Source organism: Micromonospora sp. NPDC005215 (assembly GCF_040607915.1).
In the GTDB taxonomy this organism is placed as follows: domain Bacteria; phylum Actinomycetota; class Actinomycetes; order Mycobacteriales; family Micromonosporaceae; genus Micromonospora.
In genome coordinates this window covers 1-23585 of sequence record NZ_JBEXHQ010000028.1, presented here as the reverse complement: position 1 = coordinate 23585, position 23585 = coordinate 1, and the positions used below count along the sequence as shown (strand labels likewise).

Genomic DNA, 23585 nt, shown 5'->3' with positions numbered 1-23585 from the left:
ACGTCCGACACTCCGTCGCCCGCAGCGGCGGTCGCCCTGTCCGATTCCGCTACGCTGCCCCCTGAAACCCAGCCAGCACCGCGCCGTAACCCCTCATCCGTCTGACGAGTAAGGACGACCGTGGCCAACGTCGACAGCATCGCCGTAGCGCCCGCCGACCCGGACCCGACACGACCCGCGCCGGCATCCCGTCCTTTCGGCCGTCGCGCGGCGATGTCCCGGGTACGCGCGCTGGTGGCCGTCGCCCCGGCGGTGCTCACCGATGGTGCCGTGCTCGCGTTCGCGCTCTTCACGGTGATCTACCACCTGGCCTTCCTGGGTGACCTGCGCCCGTCGGTGACCTTCCGGATCTGGCTGGTGGCCTGCGTGGTGCTCGCGGTCGTGGTCCTGCTGCGCGCCCGCCGCCGGTTCGTCGACTCCCCAGCCGTCACCGAGCGGGCGGCGTCGGTCGACAGCGCGTCGGCCGAGCCGGACGGCCCGCGGCCCGCCGTCGACCGCCGCCTGCTGATCGGGGTGCTGGTCGCCGCCGCCGTGGCCGCCGTCTCGGCCGGTGTCGCCGCCGGGGCCAAGGTCACCCCCTGGTGGTGGATTCCGGCGGTGGCCGGTCTGCTCGCGGCGATCGGCGGGATGCTGCTGGTGCGCCAGATCTGGCTGCGCGGCCCGGTGTCCACCAGTGCCGCCCCGGCACCCACCGCGGCCCAGTCGGTGTTCGCGCTCGTCGTCTCGGGCCTGGTCGGCATCTCCTCGTTCTTCATGGCCCGCAACACCCCGGACGACGTCTACTACGTCGGCAAGTCGGTGTGGATCGCCGAGCGCGACCTGATCCCGATCAACGACTTCCTGTTCTCCGAGAACGTGCTGCCGGCAATGGGCTCGCAGCCGCCGATCCCGTCGATCGAGGTCTTCGACGGCGCGTTCGCCAACGTCGTCGGCATCCACGCCAGCTCGGCCCTCTGGTACGTGCTGCTGCCGATCATGGGGGTGCTCGCGGCGCTGGCGCTCTGGCGGCTGACGCACCGGTGGGCTCCGCGCCGTCCGGTGCTCGCCTTCGCCGTTGCGCTCGCGTACCTGTACCTCGTCGCCGGCGGGGACGCCGCACTGGGTACGTTCCACCTCCTGCGGCTGCACGAGGGCAAGGGCATGTTCGTCTCGGCTGTCATCCCGCTGATGTGGCTCTACCTGACCGAATGGTTCGACACCCGGTCGCGGCGCAGCCTGTTGCTCATCGTGGCGCTCTCGATCACCGCGATCGGCCTCACCAACACCGCGGCGATCATCCTGCCGATGCTGGTCGGCGCCGCCGGCTTCGCCATGCTGCTGGTTGGCCGCTGGAAGGACGCCGTCATCGCGGCCGTCGCCGCCCTCGCGTACCCGATCGGCTCGCTTGTGGTCTCCCGTCTGCTGCTCGGCGGGATGACGGCGGCCGGCGCGGACGACGCCTTCTTCGACGCGGCGTACACCTACCGGCGGACCCTGCTGTTCGGGGTGGTGGGGGTGATCAGCGGCCTGGCGTTGTGGTGTGGCCCACTGCTCGCCCGTCGGCGTACGCCAGCGCTGCTCGCCGCCGGTGCCACGCTGGCGCTGAGCGTGATGTTCGTGCCCGGCGTGCTCGAGGTGATGAGCGCGTTGAGTGGGATCTCGGTGGTGCTGTGGCGCGTACCGTGGCTGCTCGCCCTGCCGACGCTGATCGGCCTGCTCAGCACCGTGCGCGTGCCGACGCCGAGACCGGCCCTGTACCGCACGGCGGCCGGCGGGATCGCGGTGCTGCTTGTCGCCTCGTTCGCGTTGTTCGCCACCCCGATGTGGTCGCCGAAGAGCTGGGTCGAGGTGCAGGAGCGCCCCACCTGGAAGCTTCCGCAGCAGCGTCAGGCGATCTCCTTCTGGATCAAGGGCCTGGATCGCCCGCAGGGCATGCTGCTCGCGCCGAAGACGATCATGCGGACGTTGCCGGTCGTCACCAGTGAGGTCCGGGTCGTCCTGCCCCGTGACTTCTACCTCGTCGAGTACGACCTCAACTCCCAGTTCGCCAAGGACCGGATGCTGCTGGCCGAGTTCGCCGACGGCACGACCAGCCCGTCGCCGACCGAGTTGACGCCGGCGCTGGACCGCCTGGGCGTCGGCACCATCTGCGTCTACAACGGCAACCACTACGCCCGCGACACCGCGCCGCAGCTCGGCTACCAGGAGTTCGCCACGCGCAAGGCGCCCGGGGCGATGACCTGCTTCGGGCGGGCCGACTGAGCGCTCCGCCCGTTGCCGAGCACCCGACGCCGGGGCGGGGTCGGGTGCGCCGGGCGCACGACTTCGACCGAAATGGTGCGGGATACCCGAGCGACACCGAGCTGTCCCTTCGCGTTAAGGTCGCTGTCATGCGCAGCCGGCTGCGGTTGACCCGCTGCGCTACGGGGGAGTGACGTCGGCCCATCACGGGCGCAGCCCGCAACGAAATCTTGTAGGGAGCGAACTCGTTTGTTCGGCACGTTGACAGGACGCCTCGGAGTGGCCGCCCACAGTGCGCTACTGGTACTGGCCTACCTGGTCATGCTCGTCGGTGGTGTATTCGGCTGGGTGGGCCTGTTCGCCATCGCCGGGCTCGCCGCCATCATCGGCGAGTTCGCCGTCGCCCGCTTCTCACCCCCGTCGCAGTTGCTGCTGGAGAAGGTGGGCCTGCACTGGTCGTACCGGCAGCTGACCCGGGACCTCGCGGCCGTGTTGCTGGTCGCCGCCGAGGTGCGGCTCAGCGGCGGTGAGCTGACCCTGCTGCTGGCGCTGCCGGCCGCGGTGTGGGTCGTTTCGGTTTTCGCCGGCGCGCTCTCCATCATGATCGAGCGTCGTAACCCACTCTCCGCCATGGTGCGCAACATCGAACTGGGTGAGCTGCGCTCCGCGCCCCAACTGCCGGCCTGGGTGGCGGCGGTGGCCGGGGACCGGATGCCCCTGCTCAACCTGCTGCTGGTGCCGGCCGCCGTGGCCGCGGCGGTGCAGCACGACCCGACGCCGTTCTTCGCCGCCGCCGCGGTGGCGGTCGTGGCGACCGGTCTGGTGGGCGCCATCACCGCGCTGACCTGGCTGCGCGGCCGGGGCCGGAGCACGGGGGAGGGCCCGCTGCTGCCCGCCGTGCAGCGTTGGCTGGACAGCTACCGGCCCGAGGTGGCGCTCTACTTCGCCGGGCCGGCCAAGGACGTCTACCAGGCCAACATGTGGCTCGCCCCGACCGAGGCGCTCCAGCAGCGCGCGGTGGTGCTGCTACGCAGCCGGGACGCCTTCCTGGAGTTGGCCGACACCCGGCTGCCGGTGATCTGCGTACCGACCGGGGTCGACTTCATGAACCTCGATCTGCGCAGCATCCGTGCGGCGCTCTACGCCGCGAACGTCGGCGCGAACATCCACATGCTGCGCGACCCGGGCACCAAGCACGTCTTCGTCGGGCACGGTGACAGCGACAAGCAGGCAAGCGTCAACCCGTACAGCAAGGTGTACGACGAGGTCTGGGTCGCCGGCCTGGCCGGCCGGGAGCGCTACGCCCGCGCCGGTGTCGGGGTTCTCGACTCGGACATCGTCGAGATCGGCCGCCCGCAGCTCGCCGGGGTGCACACCTTCGGCGCCGAGTCGGTGGACCGGCCGTTCACAGTGCTCTACGCCCCCACCTGGGAGGGCTGGCTCGACGACGACCCGTACCACACCTCGCTGGTGCTGATGGGCGAGCGGATCGTCAAGGGGCTGCTCGCCACGACGCCCCGGCTGCGTCTGATCTACAAGCCGCACCCGCTCACCGGGTCGCGGTCCGGGGCGGCCAGGGCGGTGCACGACCGGGTCGTGGCGGCCATCCGCGCCGCCGGCGGTGACCCGAACGCGTCCTCCCTGGACGGCACCGCGCACCTGGTGGTCACCGGCCGTACGCCAGCGCTGTTCGACTGCTTCAACCAGACCGACCTGCTGATCAGCGACGTGTCCAGTGTGGTCTCCGACTTCGTGCAGAGTCAGCGACCGTACGTGGTGGCCAACCCGTCCGGCCTGTCGGAGGACGACTTCCGCCGGGAGTACCCGACGGCTCGGGCCGCGTACCTGCTCTCCAAGGACTGCGGTGAGCTGGAGAAGATCGTGGCGCTGACCCGGGCCGGCGACGACCCGATGACCGAGGCTCGCCGGGAGCTGAAGACCTACCTGCTCGGCCCGGCCGAGGCGAACCCGATGGACCGGTTCCAGGAGGAGATCGCCCGCCTCTGCCGCTGAGCGGCACGTACCGCGCCGCGCGCCCGGCCCGACACCGTTCGGGCCGGGCGCGACCGGGTCAGCCCAGCAGGGCGGCCACCGCGTCGGCGGCCGGAGTGTCCGCCGGCAACGCCTGCGCCGCGACGACCGCCGTGACCGGCAGCGGGCCGTACACGTGCGGAAAGAGTTGCCCGCCGCGCGACGGCTCCCACCGCAGCGCGTCACCCAGCCGTTCCTCCGCCACGCTGAGCACTGTCAGCCCGGTCGCGCCGGCGAAGTGCCGGCGGGCCGTCTCGACCACCTGGTCGGCGCCGGAGAGGTGGATGAAGCCGTCCTGCCGGTCCACGGCGGAGCCGGGAAAGGCACCCGCGGCGAGGGCGTCGTCCCACTCCGTGCTCGACAGCAGTTTGTAGATCATCACGGCAGCCTACGGGTGCGTCCGCCGCTTTTCGCCGGTACCGCCGCGCCCGTCGCCCCGGGCCGGGCATGCTCAGGTCAAGGGCCGCGGAGGGATGGGCGATGCAGAGCTACGACGACGACTGGACCGACAGTCAGCGCGCGCTGTACGACGAGTGCTACCGGGCTGGCGGCGAGTGGGCCGAAGACCCGGACACTCCGTCCGACGACGTGCAGCACGTGATCAACCTGGCCGAGGCGGACGACGACGCCTTCAACGACGCCGAGATCGACTACCCGCCCCTTGTCGACGCGGTCACCCAGGCCAGCGGGGTCACCGTCACCAGCGTGCCGGCCAGCCACGAGGACCCGGGTTTCCGTGGCTTCACCGACGGCGTCCGGGACGCCACCGCCGACGACGTCTTCGGTCTGTAGCCGGATCCGACGCGACACGCGGCTTTCCGCCGGGCGCGCGCTTCTGCCACCATTCGCAGAACAGCGCTGCGACGGACGGGGGCACGGGTGCGGATCCTGCTGGTGGAGGACGACCGCCGGGTGGCCGCCGCGCTCTCCTCCGCCCTCAGCCGCCGGGGCTACGAGGTCGAGCACGCCGCCACCGTCGCCGCCGCGCTCTCCGCCGCCCCGTGCGACCTGGTGCTGCTCGACCTGACCCTGCCCGACGGGGACGGCACCGACCTGTGCCGGGAGCTGCGCCGGCGCAGCAGCCAGCTCGGCATCATCGCGGTGACCGCGCGGGGTGAGGAACGCGACCGGGTGCTGGGCCTGCGTCTCGGCGCGGACGACTACGTCGTCAAGCCGTTCTCGATGGTGGAGTTGCAGGCCCGGATCGAGGCGGTGCTGCGCCGGGCCGCGAACGCCGCACCGGAGCGGCACCTCATCCAGGCCGGTTCGGTGCACATCGACGTGGGCGCGCGAACGGTGACCGTGGACGGCCGTGCCGTCACGTTGACCCGCAAGGAGTTCGACGTGCTGCTCTCGCTGGCCCGCCAACCGGGGGTGGCGGTGCCCCGCGATCGCATCCTGCTGGACGCCTGGGGCACCACCTGGGCCGACCGGCACACCGTCGAGGTGCACGTCGGGTCCCTGCGCGGCAAACTCGGTGACGCTCGCCTGGTGGAGACCGTCCGTGGCGTCGGCTACCGGCTGCGCGACGCGTGAGGGGCTGACGTGCGTCGTCGACTGGTGATCAGCTATCTGCTGCTGATGGTGCTCGTCCTCATCGCGTTGGAGACGCCGCTGGCGGTCACCATGGCCAGCCGCGAAACCGAACAGGTCCGGGCCGACCGGCTCGCCGACGCGACCCGGTTCGCCTCGCTGGCCGGGCCCGCGCTGCGCGACGGTGGGCCGGGTCCGATCGAGTCGGAGCTGACCAGCTACGACAACCTGTACGGGATCGGTGCCGCGATCGTCGACCGGGACCGGAGCACACCTGTCGCGTCGCCGAGGTGGCGGCCCACCCCGGGGACCGCGTCGGTGCTGGACATCGCGCTGTCCGGGCAGCAGACCAGCGCCCCCGAGTTGGTCTGGCCGTGGACGACCGGCCCGGTGGTGGTGGCGGTGCCGATCAACGACGGCGGTGAGGTGCTCGGCGCGGTGGTGATCGTGACCCCGGCCGACCCGATCCGCCGGGCGGTCGCCGCGTGGTGGTTGCTGCTCGCCCTGGCCGGCCTGCTCGCCGTGCTGGCCTGCGTGCTCACCGCGTTCGGGCTGGCCGGTTGGGTGCTGCGCCCGGTCACCGAACTGGACGCGGTCACCCACGAGATCGCCGAGGGCGACCGGGGCGCGCGGGTGCAGCACCGCCTCGGCCCGCCGGAGCTACGCCGCCTCGCGGCCAGCTTCAACCACATGGCCGACGTGGTCTCCGACGTGATGGACCGGCAGCGCGCCTTCGTCGCGCACGCCAGCCACCAGCTGCGCAACCCGCTCACCGCGCTGCGGCTCCGGGTGGAGGAGCTGGGCCCCAGCCTCACCGACCCGGAGGGCCGATCGGAGCACCGGCTGGCCCTGGAGGAGACCGACCGGCTGGCGTTGGTGCTCGACGCGCTGCTGACCCTCGCCCGCGCCGAACGGGAGGAGAACGAGCGGGTCACAGTGGACGCCGCCGCGGTGGCCGCGTCCCGGGTGGCCGCGTGGGCGCCGCTGGCCCGGCACCGTTCGGTCGCGTTGCGGCTGACCAGCACCGACGCCCCGGCGTACGCACAGACCGTGCCGACCGCCGTCGACCAGGCACTGGACGCGCTGATCGACAACGCGGTGAAGTTCAGCGGGGCCGGCGGGGCGGTGACGGTGTCAGTGGCCCGCCGCGACAACGGGGTGGCCCTGGAGGTGCGCGACTCCGGTCCGGGCATGACCGGGAGTCAGCTCGGCCAGGCGACCGAGCGGTTCTGGCGGGCGCCGGACGCGCAGAACGTGGATGGCGCGGGGCTCGGCCTGACCATCGCCGCCGTGCTTGTGGACGCGTCCGACGGGCGGCTCACCATGCGCCCGGGGGAGTCGCGCGGGCTGGTCGCGGCGCTGTGGTTCCCCGCGCCGGACCCGGACCCGTCGACGGAGCCCGTGGACGGCGAGCTGGCCACGACCTGCGGCCCACCGTGACGCGGTAGGGCCGCCGTCAGGGTTTGTCCGCCCGGTACCAGGCGGCGGCGCCGGGGTGCAGCGGCAGCGGCGCGGTCGCGATCGCCGAGCGGGGGCTCATCCGCCCCGCCGCGGGATGCGCGGCGGCCAGCTCGGCCCGCCGATCCATCAGCAGCCGGGTCACCTCCCGGACCAACGGCTCCGGCAGGTCGGCTCGGACGATCAGATAGTTCGGGTCGGCCACCGTGGTCACCGCGTCCACCCCGTAGACCGAGCGGGGAATATCCCGGGAGACGTACACCTGGCCGTAGCGCGCACGCAGCTGCTCGGTCCATTCGCTGAGGTCCACGATCCGGGTGGCGCTGCGCCGGGCCAGGTCCGCGATGCCCCGCACCGGCAACCCGCCGGAGAAGAAGAACGCGTCGATCTGCCCGGAGCCCAACGCCGCCACCGAGTCGTCCAGTCCGAGCCGCGCGCGGCGTACCTGGTCGCCACCGAGGTTGGCCACCTCCAGCAGTCGGGTCGCGGTGATCTCGGTGCCCGATCCGGGTGCGCCGACGGAGACTCGCCGGCCCCGCAGGTCGTCGAGCGTGCGAACCGGGCCGCCGCCCGTGGTGACCAGGTGCAGCTGGTCGTCGTACACCCGGGCGATCGCCTTGACCGCAGGGCTCGCCGCGGTGCTGGTGGGCAGCACGTCGGCCTGGGTGAAACCCAGCTCGGCCGCGCCGGACCCGACCAGTTGGACGTTCTCGGCCGAGGCGGCGGTGATCACCACGCTGGCGTGGACGTCGGGCAGCTCCCGGTTGAGGATGGCCGCCAGCGACTGCCCGAACGCGTAGTAGACGGCGGTGGGACTGCCGGTGGCGATCCGGATCGACGTCTGCTCGGCCGGGGCGTCCTGGCAACCGGCGGCGCTCAGGGTCGCGGTCAGCAGCACCGTCAACAGGGCCGCCGTCCCCGTGCGCTGACGCCGGGGCCGGCTGGAGGAGGTACGTCTCACGCGGTGCACTGTGCGCCGTCGGACCGGTGCGCGCAAGCGCCGTGCCGAGCGGGTGTGCCGAGCGGGTGTGGCCCGGGCGCCGATCAGCAGGCCGGGCGGGCCGGGCGGGCCGGCTCCACCGCCGCGTTGCTGAGGATCCGCGCCCGGTCCGGGCCATCGGCCACGCTGACCAGGAAACAGCCGGTGCCCGCTCGCAGCCGAGCCGGAACGTCGAGCACGGCGGCGCTCCGAATCAGCACCGCGGCCAACTCCCGGTCGGCGAGCCGCACGCCGAGGATGTGCCGGCGGACATGTCGCCCGGCGGCCAGCAGCGCCGAACGCCAGGCCGCCGCCGCCAGTCGGGTCACCAACCGCCGGCGTGCCGGCGAGGTGCCGAGGAGCGGCCCATTGAGCAGCGCACGCCGCCCCTGCCACCAACCCGCGTCCAACATCCGGGCGTACGCGCCCTGCTGCTCCTGGGGCACCCAGAGCCGGTGCAGCTCGTAGCGGCGGCGCAGGCCCCCGACGGCGACCTCGTGCGTGACCGGAATATCCAACCGGGCGAGCAACTGCCGCATCCGCTGCGCGGCGTCCTCCCGATTGAACTCCACCCCCGGTACGTGCGCCGGGCTCGGCCGGGCGGCGGTCGGCGGCGGCGTGCAGCGCAGCAGGCAGGCGGCCTCGAACGCGTCGCCCAGCGTCAGCCAGTCCAGCGGGGGCGGCGGCGCCGACGAGCGCGGCCGGTCGAGCACTGCGGGTTCGCGGGTCAACGAAGGCTCCCTCGTCGGAGTCTGGGTTCCCCTACCGTGGCCCCTGCTTCGCCATTACGGAACTCCTCCGGCCCAGCCTTGAGCAAATCTTGCGGCTGCTCCCACCGCTACAGGTCGGTGACCACCAGGTCCACCTGCCGCACCCGGCCGGGGGCGGTGGCCTGCTCCTCGACTGTGTGCTTCAACTCCCGCAGCGTGCCGAGCAGCTCCGCCGCCGAGCGCGGTCGGGCGCCGGCGACGAGCAGGTCACGGACCAGCCGGCCCTTTGTCGCCTTGTTGAAGTGGCTGACCACCGAGCGGACCGGCACGCCGTCGACCTCCCGCTCGTGCAGCACCCGCACGCTGACGGTCCGTTCGGCCAACTCCCCCCGCGGCGTCCAGGTGGCCGCGTACGCCCCAGAACGCAGGTCCAGCACCGGGCCCCGGCCGGCGGCGGCGTCCAACGCCGGCGTCAGCTCCCGGCGCCAGTACGCCGACAACGCCCCGACGCCCGGCAGGCGAGCACCGATCGGGCAGCGGTACGGGGGGATCCGGTCGGCCAGCCGGACCGCGCCCCACAGCCCGGAGCTGATCAGGATCGAACGGCGGGCCGCCCGCTGCGCCGCGACCGGCAACGAGGTCAGCTCCAGCGCCTCGTAGAGCACCCCGGTGTAGAGCCGTTCGGCCGGGGCGGTGGCCGCCTCCCGCAGCCGGGCGTTGCGGCGCAGCTCGCCCCGCTGGCCCTCGCTGAGGCCGAGCGCCGCGAGCGCCGTCGCCTGGTCCGGCCCGGCGCTCAGCGCTACCAGCGCGTCCAACACCCGCTCCCGGGCCGGGTTCAGCTCGGGCAGCGAGAGCCGGTCCGGGGCCCAGCGCCGTCCGGTGCCGGCGTCGGCCTTGCCCTCCGAGGGCGGCAGCAGGATGAGCATCGGGTCTCCTCGACGGGCGGGACGGCGGCCTGGCCAGCGTACGACCCGCCCTCAGCGCCAGGGCCGCACCGGGGTCTCGGGGTGGTACACGCGATAGCCGCCGACCTCCCGTACCGGAGCGGCGTCGGCCCGGTCGGCGAGCAGTCGGCGCAACCGCCGATCCATCGGGGAGTCGACCTCCACCACATAGCCCGGTCGTGGGGCCCTCCCGACCTGCCGCCAGTACGGGCGGTAGCGGTTCTGCCCGGGGGACAGGTTGCCGTCGAGCACTCCGCAGACCACCGTCTCGTCCGTGTTGAAGATCAGTCGGTTGCAGGTCCAGTAGTCCCCGTACACCTCGTGCGGGCCGTCGGCGCGCAGCGTGGCGGCCAACTCCCGGGCCTGGCGCTCCTCGGTCCGCGACGCCGCGGCGCCGGTGGCCGCGAAGAGCACGGTGACCACCAGCGTGGTCGCGGTCAGGGCGACCAGCACGGCGGTGGACAGCGCCCCGGTGAGCCGGCCCAGCGCGCCGACCGTGCCCCGCCAGCCGGCCACCGCCGCCACCCAGAGCGGCCAGAGCACCGCCGGCAGCGACAGTTGCAGCACCGACAGGTAGCGGGCGTTGTCCAGTGGGCTGGTCGCGGCGAGCGGACTGCGAACGTACGACAACAGGGTCAACGCGGCACCGGCGACCAGCGCGAGCTGCACGACCGGCCCGACCCGCTCCCCGCGTGCGCCGGCGGCGCGGCGGTACGCGAGCACCGCGAGCACCGCGCCGACCACCAGCAGCACCGGGTACAACACCCCCAACCACTGTTGCCAGCGTCCGCAGCCGTCCACCGGGCAGAGTCCGTGCGCCAGCGGCACCCCCTCCAGCAGGCCGCCCCGGACCCGCTCGGACCACGGCGGCAGCGGCCCCGCCTTCGTGCTGACCTCCCGGAACACGGTCAGCGAGTCCTCACCCGGCCCGGCCCGCAGGTTGTCGAGGACCATCGGCGCGACCCCGACCACGACGCCCACCACCAGCAGCAGGCCGGACCAGCCGAGAAGTTCGCGCCGCAGCGCCCACACCAGCGCCAGCCCGGCCACCGCCAGATACGGCAGGATGAGCCAGTCCGACCAGGCGGCCAGCCCGACGAGCAGGCCGAAGAACGCGACGGCGAGCCGCCGACGGCGCACCGTGCCGGCCGCCAACCCCACCGTGATCAGCAGCATCAGCAGCACCGCCGGCTTCACCTCCGGCCGCCCCCCGACGACGGTGAGCTGGTCACGGACCACCCGCTCGCCGCCGAGCGCGAGCAGGCCCACGACGAAGGTGGCGAACCAGGGTGCGCAGAGCCGGCGGGTCAGCCGGTAGATCAGGTAGAGGAACAGCGCGTACAGCGCGAGCATCGGCAACCGCAGCACCGGCCAGCTCGGCCCGGCCACCGCCACCAGGGGCGCCGCCAGGTACGACTCCAACATCCCCATGTAGTGCTGGCCGTAGAGGAAGACCGGGCGTTCCCGGCCCTGCCCGATGTGCAGCGCGGCGAGGCCGAAGGTCGCCTCGTCGCTGTTCGACACCGGCACCGTGTACAGCGTCAGGACCAGCCGATACCCGATGCCGGCCAGCCCGAACAGCAGCGCGACGAGCGCCGGCCGGTCGAGTCGCGGACGCCGTCGCCCACGGTGCTGCACTGGTTGTGACACGACCACGCCCCCGTCGTCGTCCCGACGGAGTGTTTCACGTTTCGCGGGGCCGCCGAGGTCGATCGGCGCACCCCGGTCGGCTCGCGTGGCCGCGGCTGTGAACGTGTGGCAGGGTTGGCGCGTGCCACCCACTCCCGCCGGCCAGCTGGCCGTTCCGCACCTGCACCGGGCTGCGCGGATCGAGGACGCCGTGCACCAGCTCGTCCAGCGCCGGCTGCGGCGCACCGGCTGGCGGGTCAACATCGTCGCGTACACCGGTTATGGCGCCCCGGGTTGGGTGCGGGTGATGTGCCGGGTGTTGCTGGGCCGACCGGACACCCGGCAGCGGGGCCGGCTCGACAAGGTCCGCGGCTGGCGCAGCTTCACCACCCTGCCCAACAAGCACGTCACAGTGACCATCGAGGCCGGCGGGGTCCGGCACGAGACGCAGGCCGACCGCAGCGGCTTCGTCGACACCCTGGTCGAGGCCGACCTGCCACCCGGTTGGGGCACTGTTCGCCTCAGCGTCCCGGACGCCGAGCCGGTCGACGCGCCGGTGCGCATCCTCGACCCGGACGTCAAATTCGGCATCATCTCCGACATCGACGACACGGTGATGGTCACCGCGCTGCCCCGGCCGCTGCTCGCCGCGTGGAACACGTTCGTGCTCGACGAGCACGCGCGCAACGCAGTGCCCGGCATGGCCGTGCTCTACGAGCGGCTTGTCACCGCGCACCCCGGCGCGCCGGTCTTCTACCTCTCCACCGGCGCGTGGAACGTGGCGCCCACCCTGACCCGCTTCCTGTCCCGACACCTCTACCCGGCCGGGCCGCTGCTGCTCACCGACTGGGGGCCGACCGCCGACCGCTGGTTCCGCAGCGGCATGGAACACAAGCGGGTCACTCTGGCCCGGCTGGCCCGGGAGTTCCCCGAGGTGCGCTGGCTGCTGGTCGGCGACGACGGCCAGCACGACCAGGAGATCTACCGGGAGTTCGCCGCCGCCCACCCGGAGAACGTCGCCGGGGTGGCGATCCGCCGGCTGTCCCCGACGCAGTCCGTGCTGGCCGGCACCCTGCCCGCACCGGCCGGACGCCCGTCGTCGGGGCCGGTGGGGCAGAAGTGGCTCTCCGCGCCGGACGGCGCCGGCCTGTGGCAACTGCTGCGCGACGCCAACCTGGTCTGACCGCCGCTGCGCCCCCGCCGCGCCCCCGCCGCGCCCCGCCGCGCCCCGCGCGCTCCCCCAAGATCCGCGCAACATCAGGGTTGTTGGTGCCTCCCGCACGCCGGAGGCAGCAACATCCGGGAAGTTGCTCGGATCTTTGGGGGTACGCGACGCCCGAACAACGAGGAGGGGAGTGGTCGATGAAATCCGCTATTTCGTTGCCGGGCTCGGCAGGATGACGAGTAACGCGCATTCTCTCCCAATCGACGTGCAGCTCGACGTGGACGGAACGCTCAGCGATCTGAGTGAGGTCGCGTACGGGTGGTTGGAAGGGTTGTCAGCGCGCCTACTGCCGAACGCGCGGCAGGCGCTGACAACCCTCCCCGCCCGGGCGTCGAAGGGGCCGGGGGAGCCGGGCGCGATGTTCGGCGTGCTCACAGTGTCTCGTGGCGGGGTCACCGCTCCGATAAAGACGACCGAGCGCAACTGCTCGGCCTCGGGCTTCGCCTGGCTGCGCAGGGAGCTGGCCGACCTCCCCGCTATGGCGACGCTGCAGATCGGCACCGTCGACGAGATGGGGCACCGCGGGCGACGCCACCTGGTTCTCAGCCTCCGTCATCATCCGGTCTCGCCGGGGTGGCTGAGACTGTCGATGCTGGAGAGCGACAGGCGGCTCGACGGGTCCACCGACAGCATGGCCGTCCAGCGCATGTGGTTGGCGGCGCTGCGCTCGTGCGCCCAGAAGTGGAATCCTGGGTTCGGCCACATCTCCTACAGCTACGGGACCGGTGCCACCGCTCTGGAGGACTGCCTGCCGCCGCAGCACTGTCCGCCACAGCAACGCGAGCCCGAGCACACGGTCAACGACTGCCGCCGTCTGCTGCGGGGTTACTCATGGCTGACGATCGTGCCGGCGGAACTGGCCGGCAAGCTCGGCGGTTCGAACGCGTTGGCTGCGTCGGCCGCCTTCAGCCGTGTGGACGAACTCGGCGATGGCGCGCTCTGGCTCCAGGCGACCGAGCGGTTCGAGGAATACCACGGTGATGCTGTCGCGAAGGTCTTCGACGCCCTCGCTCCGGCGCTGCGGCCCGGTCTGCCGGTCCAGAGGCTCAGAGCCGCGGGTCAACCCCCACACCTACTGGTGTTCGAAGACGCTGCTGACCGTGCCGGGGTAGCTGGGCTCGTCCCCCCGGCTCGGCAGGCAACTCAGACCGACCGCACCTTGATCAAGTGATGGAAAGTAGGTCAGAAACGGCGCTGACACCTACTTTTCATCACTTGATCAAGGTGGGTGGGCCGGTCAGCCCCGGCGGAGCCAGACGGCGCCGAGCGGCGGGACCTGGAGGGCCGCCGAGGCGACCATTCCGTGCCACGGCACGTTCTCGGCGCGCACCTCGCCCAGGTTGCCCACCCCCGACCCGCCGTAGTGGTGCGCGTCGGTGTTGAGCACCTCGGTCCACGTCCCGCCGGCCGGCAGGCCGATCCGGTAGTCGCGCAGCGGCAGGGACGAGAAGTTCGCCACGCACACCAGGGTCGAGCCGTCCGGGGCGATCCGGACGAACGACACGGTGTTGTTGGCGACGTCGTCGCCGGCGATCCAGCGGAACCCGGCCGGTTCGGTGTCCTGTGCCCAGAGCGCCGGGGTGTCCCGGTAGACCCGGTTGAGGTCGGCGACGAGGCGCTGCACCCCGGCGCGGGCCGGGTCGTGCAGCAGGTACCAGTCGAGGCCGCGCTCCTCGCTCCACTCCCGGTCGTCGGCCAACTCGGAGCCCATGAAGAGCAACTGCTTGCCGGGGTGCGCCCACATGTACGCCAGCAGCGCCCGGACGTTCGCCAACCGCTGCCAGGTGTCGCCGGGCATCTTGCCGGCCAGGGAGCCCTTGCCGTGCACCACCTCGTCGTGGCTGATCGGCAGCACGTAGTTCTCGCTCCACGCGTACGCCAGGGAGAAGGTGAGCTGGTGGTGGTGGTGCTGGCGGTAGATCGGGTCCTTCGAGGTGTAGAGCAGGGTGTCGTGCATCCAGCCCATGTTCCACTTGAAGCCGAAGCCCAGCCCGCCCTCGGCCGTCGACCGGGTCACGCCCGGCCAGGCGGTGGACTCCTCGGCGATCATGACGACCCCGGCGTGGTGCTTGTAGACTGTCGCGTTCACCTCCTGCATGAGCGCGATGGCCTCCAGGTTCTCCCGACCGCCGTACTGGTTCGGGGCCCACTGCCCGTGCTCCCGGGAGTAGTCCAGGTAGAGCATCGAGGCGACGGCGTCCACCCGCAGCCCGTCGACGTGGAACTGGTCGCACCAGTAGAGCGCGTTGGCGACCAGGAAGTTGCGGACCTCGTTGCGGCCGAAGTCGAAGACGTACGTGCCCCAGTCGGGGTGCTCGCCCCGGCGCGGGTCGGGGTGCTCGTAGAGCGGGGTGCCGTCGAAGCGGGCCAGTGCCCACTCGTCCTTGGGAAAGTGCGCGGGCACCCAGTCCAGGATCACGCCGATGCCGGCGGCGTGCAGCCGGTCGACCAGGTGCCGGAAGTCGTCCGGGTCACCGAAGCGGGAGGTCGGCGCGTAGTAGCCGGTCACCTGATAGCCCCAGGAACCGCCGAACGGGTGTTCCATCACCGGCAGGAACTCCACGTGCGTGAAGCCCAGCTCGGTGACGTACGCGGTGAGCTGGTCGGCCAGCTCGCGATAGCCCAGCCCGGGTCGCCACGAACCGAGGTGCACCTCGTAGACGCTCATCGGCTCCTGGTGCGGCTGCCGCTCGGCCCGTCGGGCCAGCCAGTCCGCGTCGTTCCACAGGTACGTCGAGTGGTGCACCACCGAGGCGGTGGCCGGCGGCACCTCCGCGTACGCGGCCAGGGGATCGGCCTTGTCCCGCCACTGCCCGTCGGCGCCCAGCACCCGGTACTTGTAGCGGGCGCCGACCCGGGCATTGGGGACGAACAGTTCCCACACGCCGCTGGAGCCGAGCGAGCGCATCGGCCAGCCGTCGTCCGCTCCCCAGCCGGTGAAGTCGCCGACCACCCGCACCCCGCACGCGTTGGGTGCCCACACGCTGAACGCGACGCCCTCGTCGAAGACCCGGGCGCCCAGCGCATCCCACAGCCGCTCGTGCCGGCCCTCCCGGATCAGGTGCAGGTCCAGCTCACCGAGGGTTGGTGGATAGCGGTACGGGTCGTCGTGGGTGGTGCCGTCGACCTCCACCCGGTAGTCGAGCACGCTGCCGTCGACCTGGGTCTCGAAGACGCCCCCGTCGTGCACCCGCTTCATGGGATGCCGCTCGTCGCCGACGAGCAGCACCACGTCACCGGCGCCCCGGCGCATCGTGCGGATCGTCGTCGAGGAGTCGGCGGGGTGCGCGCCGAGCAGCGCGTGCGGGTCGTGCGTCACGCCGGTGATCAGCTGGTCCATCGGGCGTCCTTCGGGGCGGCGTCGGTCGGGGTGGTGTCGGTGCGGGCGGCGTCGCTCGGTGCTCCGGTGGGCCTGCGGGACGCGGGCGTGCGGGAGCCGGACCGGCGGGGCGGGGTCGGGACGGGGGCGGACCGGCGGGGCGGGGTCGGCGCGGGCGGGGTCGGGGCGGGCGCGGTCGGCGCGGTGCCGCCGGAGAGGTCGTCGGGGACGTCCGCGACGGTCAGGTCCGCCGCGACGGTCGTGGCGGGCACCGGTGCGGCGGGCGGGGTCGGGCGGCGCACGGTCAAGACGTGCGCCGGTTGCAGGTACGGGTCGAGCCGCACCGCGTTGCGCTGACCCCAGTCGTAGCTGGTGCCGGTCAGCTCGTCGTGCACTGTGAACCGCTCGTGCCAGTCGAAACCGAGCGCCGGCATGTCGAGGGTGGTGTTGCCCCACTGCACCTCGCGCGAGTCGAACGAGCAGATCACGATGACCGTGTTGCCGGTCTCCGGATCGTGCTTGGACCAGCAGAGCAGCGCCGGATTGTCGATCTCGTGGAAGCGCAGGTTGCGAAGCTGGTGCAGGGCCGGGTTGTCCCGGCGTACCCGGTTGAGGGTGGTCAGGAACGGCGCCAGCGAGCGGCCCTGCGCCTCGGCGCCGGCCCAGTCGCGGGGGCGCAGCTGGTACTTCTCGTTGTCCAGGTATTCCTCCGCCCCCGGCCGGGCCACGTGCTCGAACAGCTCGAAACCGGCGTACAGGCCCCAGGAGGGGGAGAGCAGCGCGGCCAGCACCGCCCGGATCTTGAACATCGGCGGGCCGCCGTGCTGCAACGACTCGTGCAGGATATCGGGCGTGTTCGGCCAGAAGTTCGGCCGCATGTAGTCGGCCGACTCGACAAGCTCCTCGCAGTACTCCCGCATCTGGGCGGCCGTCGTGCGCCAGGTGAAATAGGTGTACGACTGCGTGAAACCGATCTTGCCGAGGCCGTGCATGATGGCCGGGCGGGTGAACGCCTCGGCCAGGAACAGCACGTCCGGGTCGACAGTCTTCACCTCGGCGATCAGCCAGTGCCAGAAGTCGAACGGCTTGGTGTGCGGGTTGTCCACCCGGAAGATCCGGACGCCCTCGCCCACCCAGTGCAGCACCACCCGCAGCACCTCGGCCCGGATGCCCTCCGGGTCGTTGTCGAAGTTGACCGGGTAGATGTCCTGGTACTTCTTCGGCGGGTTCTCCGCGTACGCGATGCTGCCGTCGGCCCGGGTGGTGAACCACTCCGGGTGCTCGGTGACCCACGGGTGGTCCGGCGCGCACTGCAACGCCAGGTCCATCGCCACCTCCAGGCCCTGCGCCGCCGCCGCCTCGATGAAGGCGCGGAAGTCCGCCGGCGTACCCAGGTCGGTGTGGATCGTGTCGTGGCCGCCCTCGGCGGCGCCGATCGCCCAGGGCGAGCCCACGTCGGTCGGCCCGGCGGTGAGCGCGTTGTTGGGGCCCTTGCGGTTGACCCGGCCGATCGGGTGGATCGGCGGCAGGTAGAGCACGTCGAAGCCCATCGCGGCCACGCCCGGCAGCCGTTCGGTGGCGGTGGCGAAGGTGCCGGACCGGCTCTGCGTCGCCCCCTCGGAGCGGGGGAAGAACTCGTACCAGGCCGAGTAGAGGGCCCGCTTGCGGTCCACCCAGATCGAGTACGTGTCACCGGCGGTGACCAGCTCCCGCACCGGGTGCTCCCAGAGCAGGTCGGCCAGCGCCAGTGCCGGACCGACCCGCTGCGGCAGCGGCAGGTCGGTCTCGACAAGCGCGGTGAGCGCGTCGGCGACCCGGGGCCGGTCGGCGGTCGGGACGAGGTCCCGGGCGGCGGCGAGCACCCGCGCGCCCTCGGCCAGGTCGTTGGCCAGATCCTCCGGACCCTGCCCGGCGGCGATCTTCTTCGTCACCGCGTTCTGCCAGGTCAGGTACGGGTCCTGGAACGCCTCCACGGAGAACGTCCACTCGCCGACCGTGTTCGGCGCGATGGTGGCGTGCCAGCGGTCCTGGCCGGGCTCGCCGGGGCGCATCCGGGTGAACGGGCGTTGCTCGCCGTCCGGGCCGCTCCACACCACGTTGCAGCCCAGCGCGTCGTGCCCCTCCCGGTAGGCGCGCGCCGACACCGGAACCGGTTCGTCGACCACCGCCTTGGCCGGGTACCGCCCGCACGAGACGACGGGGGAGACGTCTTCGATCGGGAACCGTCCAGTCACCCCGCCAACCTACTGCGCGAGATCCGTTCGCGCGCGGCCAAGCACGTCGGTCAGTCCCGCCCCCCGGATCGCGCGTCAAGATCCGCGCACTCCTGTCAAGATCCGCACACTTTCGGGGAAACTGCTGCCTCGACGGGCCTTGAGGCAGCACTTTCCCCGAAGTTGTGCGGATCTTCGCGGTCGGCCGGCCTTGTAGGGCATTCCCGGGGGGCGCTTACGCCGGACGACTGACCGTCGTTCCCGTCGTCTGACCGTCCGTCGTCTGACCGTCCGCTACCAGGCCGCCCCGTGAAGATCCACTCGCTTTCCGTGAAACTGCGGTGTTGATGCGACCTGGATGCAGCGGTTTCCTGGAAGTCGTGTGGATCTAGGCCGCGCGAGCGGCCCGGACGGGGTCAGGCGGGCGGTTCCGCGGCCACGAACGACCCCTTGCCCTGCCGGGTGAGGATCCAGCCTCGTTCCTCGAGGATCCGCAGGGCGTAACGCACCGGCCAGGCGCTCGATTCGTACTGCTCGCGCATCTCGGCGATCGACGGCAGTTTGTCGCCGGGCTGGAGTGTGCCCGCCCGGATCGACGCCGCGACGTCAGCGATGATCTGCTCGTACAGCGGTGCTTGCGGCATGGTGGCGCCACCTCTCGTCAGCGCACCGATCTTCGCACTGTGGGTGACTCACCGTGCATGCTCTGTTGACTGTGCAGGCAGTGCCTTCTAAGTTGGTGACAGCAGGGGTTCTCTCGTCAGCAGCGGGGTCCTCCGGTCAGGGGCGGGGTGATTCCACGTGTCACCCCGCCCCTGACCTGCTTCATCATCATCGCGTTCTCCCTTCGCCGCGAGGAGGCACAGTTGGACGAGCGTTTGCCTGATGGGCCGTTGCCGCCCGCGCATCCCGTTCCCGGTGCCCGGCCTCCGCAGCCGGACGGAGATCGGGTGCCCTGTCCGCCGATCCCGGAGCGGGCGTCGCTCACCCGGCAGCAGTACGCCTACGGACTCGTGATCGCTGTGGTCGTACTCGTGCTGCTTGTGGTTGGGGTTTTGCGGTGAGCGCGACGGGCCGGCGGTGAACGAGCTGCCGGTGGGTCGCCGCGTCGCGCAGTGGCGGGTGCGGCGGAACATGACGCAGCAGCAGTTCGCCGACCGGCTTGGCAAGTCGAAGAGTTGGGTGGACAAGGTCGAGCGTGGGGTACGCCGGTTGGAACGCGTGTCGAATCTCCAGGAGATCGCCGCGACGCTCCGCATCGATGTGCAGGTCCTGCTGGCGACCCGGCCCGTGCGGCCGACTCCGGTCGCCGCAGGGGTGGAGGGGATCCGGATGGCGCTGGCCCGGTACCACCGGGAAAGCTCGACCGGGCCACCGGTCGTCGACGACTTACAGGCCCGGCTGAACCACGCCGAGCAGGGTTATCGGCACGCCCGGTACCCGATGCTGCTCGCGTCGCTGCCCGGCCTGCTCGACGCCGTCCGAGAAGCGCGGGCAATTCGGCCCGGCGCGACGGACTCGCTGCTCGTGTCGGTGTACGCGCTCATCGCTCTGGTGCTGGTGAAAGTCGACCAGGGGGAGTTGGCCTGGCTGGCCGCCGACCGTGGGATGACCATCGCCCTGGCGATCGACGATCCCCAACTGGTGGCCGTCGCCACCGTGTCACTGAGTCATGCCCTGCGGTCCCGTGGTCGACAGCGGTCCGCCCTGGACGCCGCACTCGCCGCCGCCGCACGCCTCGGCGGGCACAAGGTCGGCGGTGGGTCCTCCGCCCACCCGGCGCTTCGCGGGACGCTGCTTCTTCAGGCCGCCCTCGCCGCAGCCGGTGGGGGTGACGAACGGGCTGCCCGCCAGTCGCTCGACCAGGCCGAGCAGATCGCGCGAGACCTCGGGCCGGACGGTGACGGAGGTGGCAGCCGATCCAGCGACGGCGGCGGTTCCGGTGGTGCGGGCTTTGGTGGTGCCGGCTCTGGTGGTGCCGGCTCTGGTGGTGAGGTCTTCGGTCTTGGGGGCTTCGGTCCGGCGGCGGTTGAGGCGGCCTGGGTGGTGGCTGACGCGGCCCTTGGTGACATCAACACGGCGACGGCACGGCACGAGCGGCTGGTGGCCGGCGACGAGTGGCGGTGGCTGCCACCTGAGCACCGTGCCGCGTACCTTCTCGACGTGGCCCGCGTGTATGTCCTGGCGGGCGACATGCACCGCGCGGGCCGGGCGGTCCTCGACGCGGAACGCACCGCCAACAGTGAGGTGTACGACCGGCCGACGGTGCGGAAGCTGGTCGCTGCGGTGTGGCGGTCCGTCGATGCTCCGGCCGACTTGGCCCAGCTCGCCGCCACCCTCCACGTCACGTGACGCATGTCCCCGGGATCGGGGTGCCCCGCTCACACCCGGCAGCGGGCAGCGGTGTCGTTGGCTAACTGCTGTCCCTGTTATCTCCGTAGGTGGTAGTGGTTGCGGCGGGGGACCTGTGCGGGGTCGAGCCAGGCGGGTGGGATGAACTCGGGGTGCCCGTCGCCGCCGAGCTGCACGACCCAGTCGCCGTGGTGAAGGTGTCGGTGGTGGTGGCCGCAGAGCAGCACCGCGTTGGCCAGGCTGGTCGGACCGCCGTCGGCCCAGTGCCGGATGTGGTGGGCGTCGCACCAGCGGGGTGGGCGGTCGCAGCCGGGGAAGGCGCAGCCACGATCGCGCAGCACCAGGGCGCGGCGGAGCGGTCCGGTGACGAGGCGGCGTTGCCGGCCGACGTCGAGCGGTTGGCCGGCACCGCCGAGGACAGCGGGCAGGACGGCGGCGTCGCAGGCGACTCGACGCACGGCCTCCGGGGTGAGCTGCAGGCCGGTGTCGAGAGCGCCGGTGCCCAACTGCCGCGTCAACCCGTCGTAGCTGGTGGTGACGACGACCTGGGCGAGGTCGCCGCCGGTCTCCGGTAGGTCACCGGTGCGCAGGGCCAGCCGGCACACGTCGGCGAGGGCGTCGTGGCGGCGCTGGCCTGGGCTGCGGGTGTCGTCGGGGCCGGTGGGCGTGGTCAGCGGGTCGATGGCGGCGCGGAACGCGGCTGCGGCTTCGGTGTCGAGGATGCCGGTGAGGCGCAGTCGGCCGTCGGGCTGCTCGCTGACGGTGACGTGCCGGTCGCGGGCGGCGCGCGACTCCGATGCCCGTAGCGCCGCCTCGGCGGCGGCGTCCGCGACGTCCGGGGCGACGTGGTCGAGGATCCGGGTGCCGAGCCTGCGCAGCAGTGTGGCATCGAACTGCGCTGCCCAGCCGACGAGGACACCGACGGCCTTGTCGGCGGCTTCGGCGCCGGCCGTGGCGTGGACGGTCTCGACCGTGCCGGCGATGACCCGCACCTGCTCCGCGTCGACCGCCCCACCGGCCAACGCGTCCTGGACGGCAGCCGGGGCGGCGTCGAGTGTCGCGGCCAGCTCGACCAGGCGCCGGGCGGCCCCGACCCCGAGCCGCAACCGGTCACGCAGCCACACCACTGTCGAGGACGCGCCCTGCGCCGTCGCGGTGCCTCGACCGTCCAGCTCGCGGACGAGGCTCAGCTTGACCGCGGCCAAGCGCTGCTCCAGGCGGTGCGTGGCATCCAACGCCGTCATGAGGTCGTGCTCGGCGGCGGCCCAGGCGGGCGTGTCGAAGCAGACCGCCACCGCGGCCTCCGCCTGCTCCAACGCATCGATCACGGACAAACACTAGAACAGGTGTACGACACTTTCGGTCGCCGTGATGGACGGGCCGGAGCGATCACCGCGCCACCGCACGCGCCGAGGTGGCGTAGCCTCCCGCCGTGATCAAACGGGTGAGAGTCGCGGTTGTCGGTGTCGGCAACAACACGTCGGCACTGGTGCAGGGGCTTGCTCTCTACCGCCGGAGCGGCAGCCTGGTCGGAATCCGCCGGCCGATGATCGACGGGCTCGGGGTGGGCGACATCGACGTCGTGGCGGCATTCGCCACCTCCGCGGAGAAGGTCGGTCGGGACCTGACCGAGGCGATCTTCGTAGCGCCAAACAACTTTCCCCGGCTCGACTGCGACCTACCCCGAGCAGGTGTGCCCGTCACGAAGGGCCTTGTCGACGCGAGCGGGGTGCCGCGGGTGGCGGCGGCGCTGGCCGGAGCAGAGGTGCTGCTCTACTCGGCGCCGAGCGGCCGGCCGGAGACCGCCCGGGCGTACGCCGAGGCAGCCCACGCGGCGGGTGTCGCCTTCATCAACACCACGGCCGACCCCGTCGCCCGCGATCCGCACGTGATGAGCAGGTTCGAGGCGGCCGGTCTGCCACTGCTCGGCGATGACCTGGCCAGCCAGTTCGGCACCTCGGTGCTGCACAACGCGCTGCTGCGGTTGCTTCAGGAGCGGGGCCTCACGCTGGTCAGCTCCTACCAGGTCAACCTCGGCGGCACCGAGGACTTCCGCAACCTGGTCGACAACCCCAACACCAAGAAGCAGTCCAAGCTCAACGCCCTGTCGACGGCCGACAGGGCTGCGGCTGACAAGGTCGAGGTGGCCCCGCTCGGCTACCTGCCGCACCTCCGATCACAGAAGGTGGCGCACCTCAACATCGAGGCGCAGGGCTGGGGTGAGACAGCGGTGAGCCTGGACGTGAAGCTGACGGTGCATGATCCCAGCGGTGCTGCCGGGGTCAACATCGACCTCGTCCGCATCGCGGCCAGCGCGCTCCGCGACGGGCGTGGTGGTCATTCTGCCGAGGCGACATCGTTGCTCAAGTCGCCGCCGGGAACGGCGGTCTGAGGCCGGCGGTGAGCAGGCGCCCGATCCGCGCGTACTCGGCGGCCATCTCCGGGGTGGCGAGGACGTCGTCAAGGTCGGCCGAGACCTGGAAGTCGACCTCCTCGACGGAGCGGATGGCCAGCTCGTAAAGCTCCCCGCGCTGGTCCTCCTCCAGGTAGGTGGTCCAGTGTTCGAGCGCGGTGATGACCGTCAGGAGACCCTGATCCAGGTCACCGTCGGCGAGGATGCCCTCGTCGATCCGTACCAGCTGAGCGCGAAGCTCCGTCGCGTCGGCCGTCCGGACGTTCTCGCGGGCAGTGGTGAGCGCCGCCCACCCGTCCTCGGTCAGCTCGTCGTCGGCGGCGGTGTCGAGCAGTTCCTCCCGGACCAGCCGGGTGACTGTCTCCAGGCCGAAGACGCGCAGGTCGTCCTCGTTCGCCCCGACGACCAACCGGAGGATCGCCGCTTCGAGTTCGTCGTACCGCATGGTCGCCCGCCGCCCTCAGCCCGCGTCGCGGCCCGTGCCGAGACCCGCGTCGCGGCCCGTGCCGAGACCCGCGTCGCGGCCCGTGCCGAGACCCGCGTCGCGGCCCGTGCCGAG

Annotated in this window: 19 protein-coding genes; 9 read left to right on the top strand and 10 right to left on the bottom strand. The window is 72.1% G+C overall.

Annotation, left to right across the window (positions count from 1 at the left end; all coding sequences use genetic code 11):
• Positions 1-120 precede the first annotated feature (120 nt).
• Positions 121-2241, top strand: coding sequence for a DUF6077 domain-containing protein (locus ABZU25_RS21050; protein WP_355031050.1), 2121 nt, complete (start codon positions 121-123; stop codon positions 2239-2241).
• Between the two features lie 228 nt (positions 2242-2469).
• Complete coding sequence (locus ABZU25_RS21045) at positions 2470-4233, top strand: CDP-glycerol glycerophosphotransferase family protein (protein ID WP_355031049.1); 1764 nt, start codon at positions 2470-2472, stop codon at positions 4231-4233.
• 58 nt (positions 4234-4291) lie between these two features.
• On the opposite strand, the gene ABZU25_RS21040 is transcribed toward ABZU25_RS21045, so the two are convergent.
• The gene (locus ABZU25_RS21040) at positions 4292-4630 is read right to left on the bottom strand and encodes a DUF952 domain-containing protein (RefSeq protein ID WP_355031048.1); all 339 of its coding nucleotides are present in this window, start codon (positions 4628-4630) and stop codon (positions 4292-4294) included.
• Positions 4631-4731: 101 nt separating this feature from the next.
• Between ABZU25_RS21040 and ABZU25_RS21035 the strand changes: the two genes are divergently transcribed.
• From ABZU25_RS21035 to ABZU25_RS21025, 3 genes are all read left to right on the top strand, one after another.
• Positions 4732-5043, top strand: a complete 312-nt coding sequence (locus tag ABZU25_RS21035) for a hypothetical protein (RefSeq protein WP_355031047.1) — start codon at positions 4732-4734, stop codon at positions 5041-5043.
• 87 nt (positions 5044-5130) lie between these two features.
• Positions 5131-5787, top strand: a complete 657-nt coding sequence (locus ABZU25_RS21030; RefSeq protein ID WP_355031046.1) for a response regulator transcription factor — start codon at positions 5131-5133, stop codon at positions 5785-5787.
• Positions 5788-5796: 9 nt separating this feature from the next.
• Positions 5797-7224: a HAMP domain-containing sensor histidine kinase gene (locus ABZU25_RS21025; protein WP_355031045.1), complete on the top strand. Its 1428-nt coding sequence runs from the start codon at positions 5797-5799 to the stop codon at positions 7222-7224.
• 16 nt (positions 7225-7240) lie between these two features.
• On the opposite strand, the gene ABZU25_RS21020 is transcribed toward ABZU25_RS21025, so the two are convergent.
• The 4 genes from ABZU25_RS21020 to ABZU25_RS21005 form a co-directional block, all read right to left on the bottom strand.
• Positions 7241-8203, bottom strand: a complete 963-nt coding sequence (locus ABZU25_RS21020) for a TAXI family TRAP transporter solute-binding subunit (RefSeq protein ID WP_355031044.1) — start codon at positions 8201-8203, stop codon at positions 7241-7243.
• Between the two features lie 83 nt (positions 8204-8286).
• Positions 8287-8952, bottom strand: coding sequence for a hypothetical protein (locus ABZU25_RS21015; protein ID WP_355031043.1), 666 nt, complete (start codon positions 8950-8952; stop codon positions 8287-8289).
• A 107-nt stretch (positions 8953-9059) separates the two neighbouring features.
• Positions 9060-9857, bottom strand: coding sequence for a peroxide stress protein YaaA (gene yaaA / locus ABZU25_RS21010; RefSeq protein WP_355031042.1), 798 nt, complete (start codon positions 9855-9857; stop codon positions 9060-9062).
• 51 nt (positions 9858-9908) lie between these two features.
• Positions 9909-11525: a hypothetical protein gene (locus tag ABZU25_RS21005; protein ID WP_355031041.1), complete on the bottom strand. Its 1617-nt coding sequence runs from the start codon at positions 11523-11525 to the stop codon at positions 9909-9911.
• A 121-nt stretch (positions 11526-11646) separates the two neighbouring features.
• Here ABZU25_RS21005 and ABZU25_RS21000 point away from each other — a divergent pair, with 121 nt between their 5' ends.
• On the top strand, positions 11647-12687 hold the full coding sequence (locus ABZU25_RS21000) for a phosphatase domain-containing protein (RefSeq protein WP_355031040.1): 1041 nt from the start codon (positions 11647-11649) through the stop codon (positions 12685-12687).
• A gap of 172 nt (positions 12688-12859) precedes the next feature.
• Complete coding sequence (locus tag ABZU25_RS20995) at positions 12860-13900, top strand: hypothetical protein (RefSeq protein WP_355031039.1); 1041 nt, start codon at positions 12860-12862, stop codon at positions 13898-13900.
• Between the two features lie 66 nt (positions 13901-13966).
• On the opposite strand, the gene glgB is transcribed toward ABZU25_RS20995, so the two are convergent.
• The 3 genes from glgB to ABZU25_RS20980 all read right to left on the bottom strand — a co-directional run bounded on the left by glgB (position 13967) and on the right by ABZU25_RS20980 (position 18905).
• On the bottom strand, positions 13967-16069 hold the full coding sequence (gene glgB / locus ABZU25_RS20990) for a 1,4-alpha-glucan branching protein GlgB (protein WP_355031038.1): 2103 nt from the start codon (positions 16067-16069) through the stop codon (positions 13967-13969).
• Positions 16057-18282 carry a maltotransferase domain-containing protein gene (locus ABZU25_RS20985; RefSeq protein WP_355031037.1) on the bottom strand — a complete coding sequence of 742 codons (2226 nt, stop codon included), beginning with the start codon at positions 18280-18282 and terminating at the stop codon, positions 16057-16059. Before ABZU25_RS20985 ends, glgB begins: the two co-directional genes overlap by 13 nt.
• A 395-nt stretch (positions 18283-18677) precedes the next feature.
• Complete coding sequence (locus tag ABZU25_RS20980; protein WP_355031036.1) at positions 18678-18905, bottom strand: winged helix-turn-helix domain-containing protein; 228 nt, start codon at positions 18903-18905, stop codon at positions 18678-18680.
• Between the two features lie 436 nt (positions 18906-19341).
• On the opposite strand from ABZU25_RS20980, the gene ABZU25_RS20975 reads away from it, so the two are divergent.
• On the top strand, positions 19342-20613 hold the full coding sequence (locus ABZU25_RS20975; RefSeq protein ID WP_355031035.1) for a helix-turn-helix domain-containing protein: 1272 nt from the start codon (positions 19342-19344) through the stop codon (positions 20611-20613).
• A gap of 77 nt (positions 20614-20690) precedes the next feature.
• Here the strand turns inward: ABZU25_RS20975 and ABZU25_RS20970 are convergent, their stop codons facing one another.
• The gene (locus ABZU25_RS20970) at positions 20691-21941 is read right to left on the bottom strand and encodes a DUF222 domain-containing protein (RefSeq protein ID WP_355031034.1); all 1251 of its coding nucleotides are present in this window, start codon (positions 21939-21941) and stop codon (positions 20691-20693) included.
• A gap of 104 nt (positions 21942-22045) precedes the next feature.
• Between ABZU25_RS20970 and ABZU25_RS20965 the strand changes: the two genes are divergently transcribed.
• A complete protein-coding gene (locus ABZU25_RS20965; protein WP_355031033.1) occupies positions 22046-23005 on the top strand; it encodes an inositol-3-phosphate synthase in 960 nt (319 codons plus the stop codon).
• Here the strand turns inward: ABZU25_RS20965 and ABZU25_RS20960 are convergent.
• On the bottom strand, positions 22977-23471 hold the full coding sequence (locus ABZU25_RS20960; RefSeq protein ID WP_355031032.1) for a hypothetical protein: 495 nt from the start codon (positions 23469-23471) through the stop codon (positions 22977-22979). The two genes, ABZU25_RS20965 and ABZU25_RS20960, sit on opposite strands and share 29 nt — an antisense overlap.
• Positions 23472-23585: the final 114 nt, after the last annotated feature.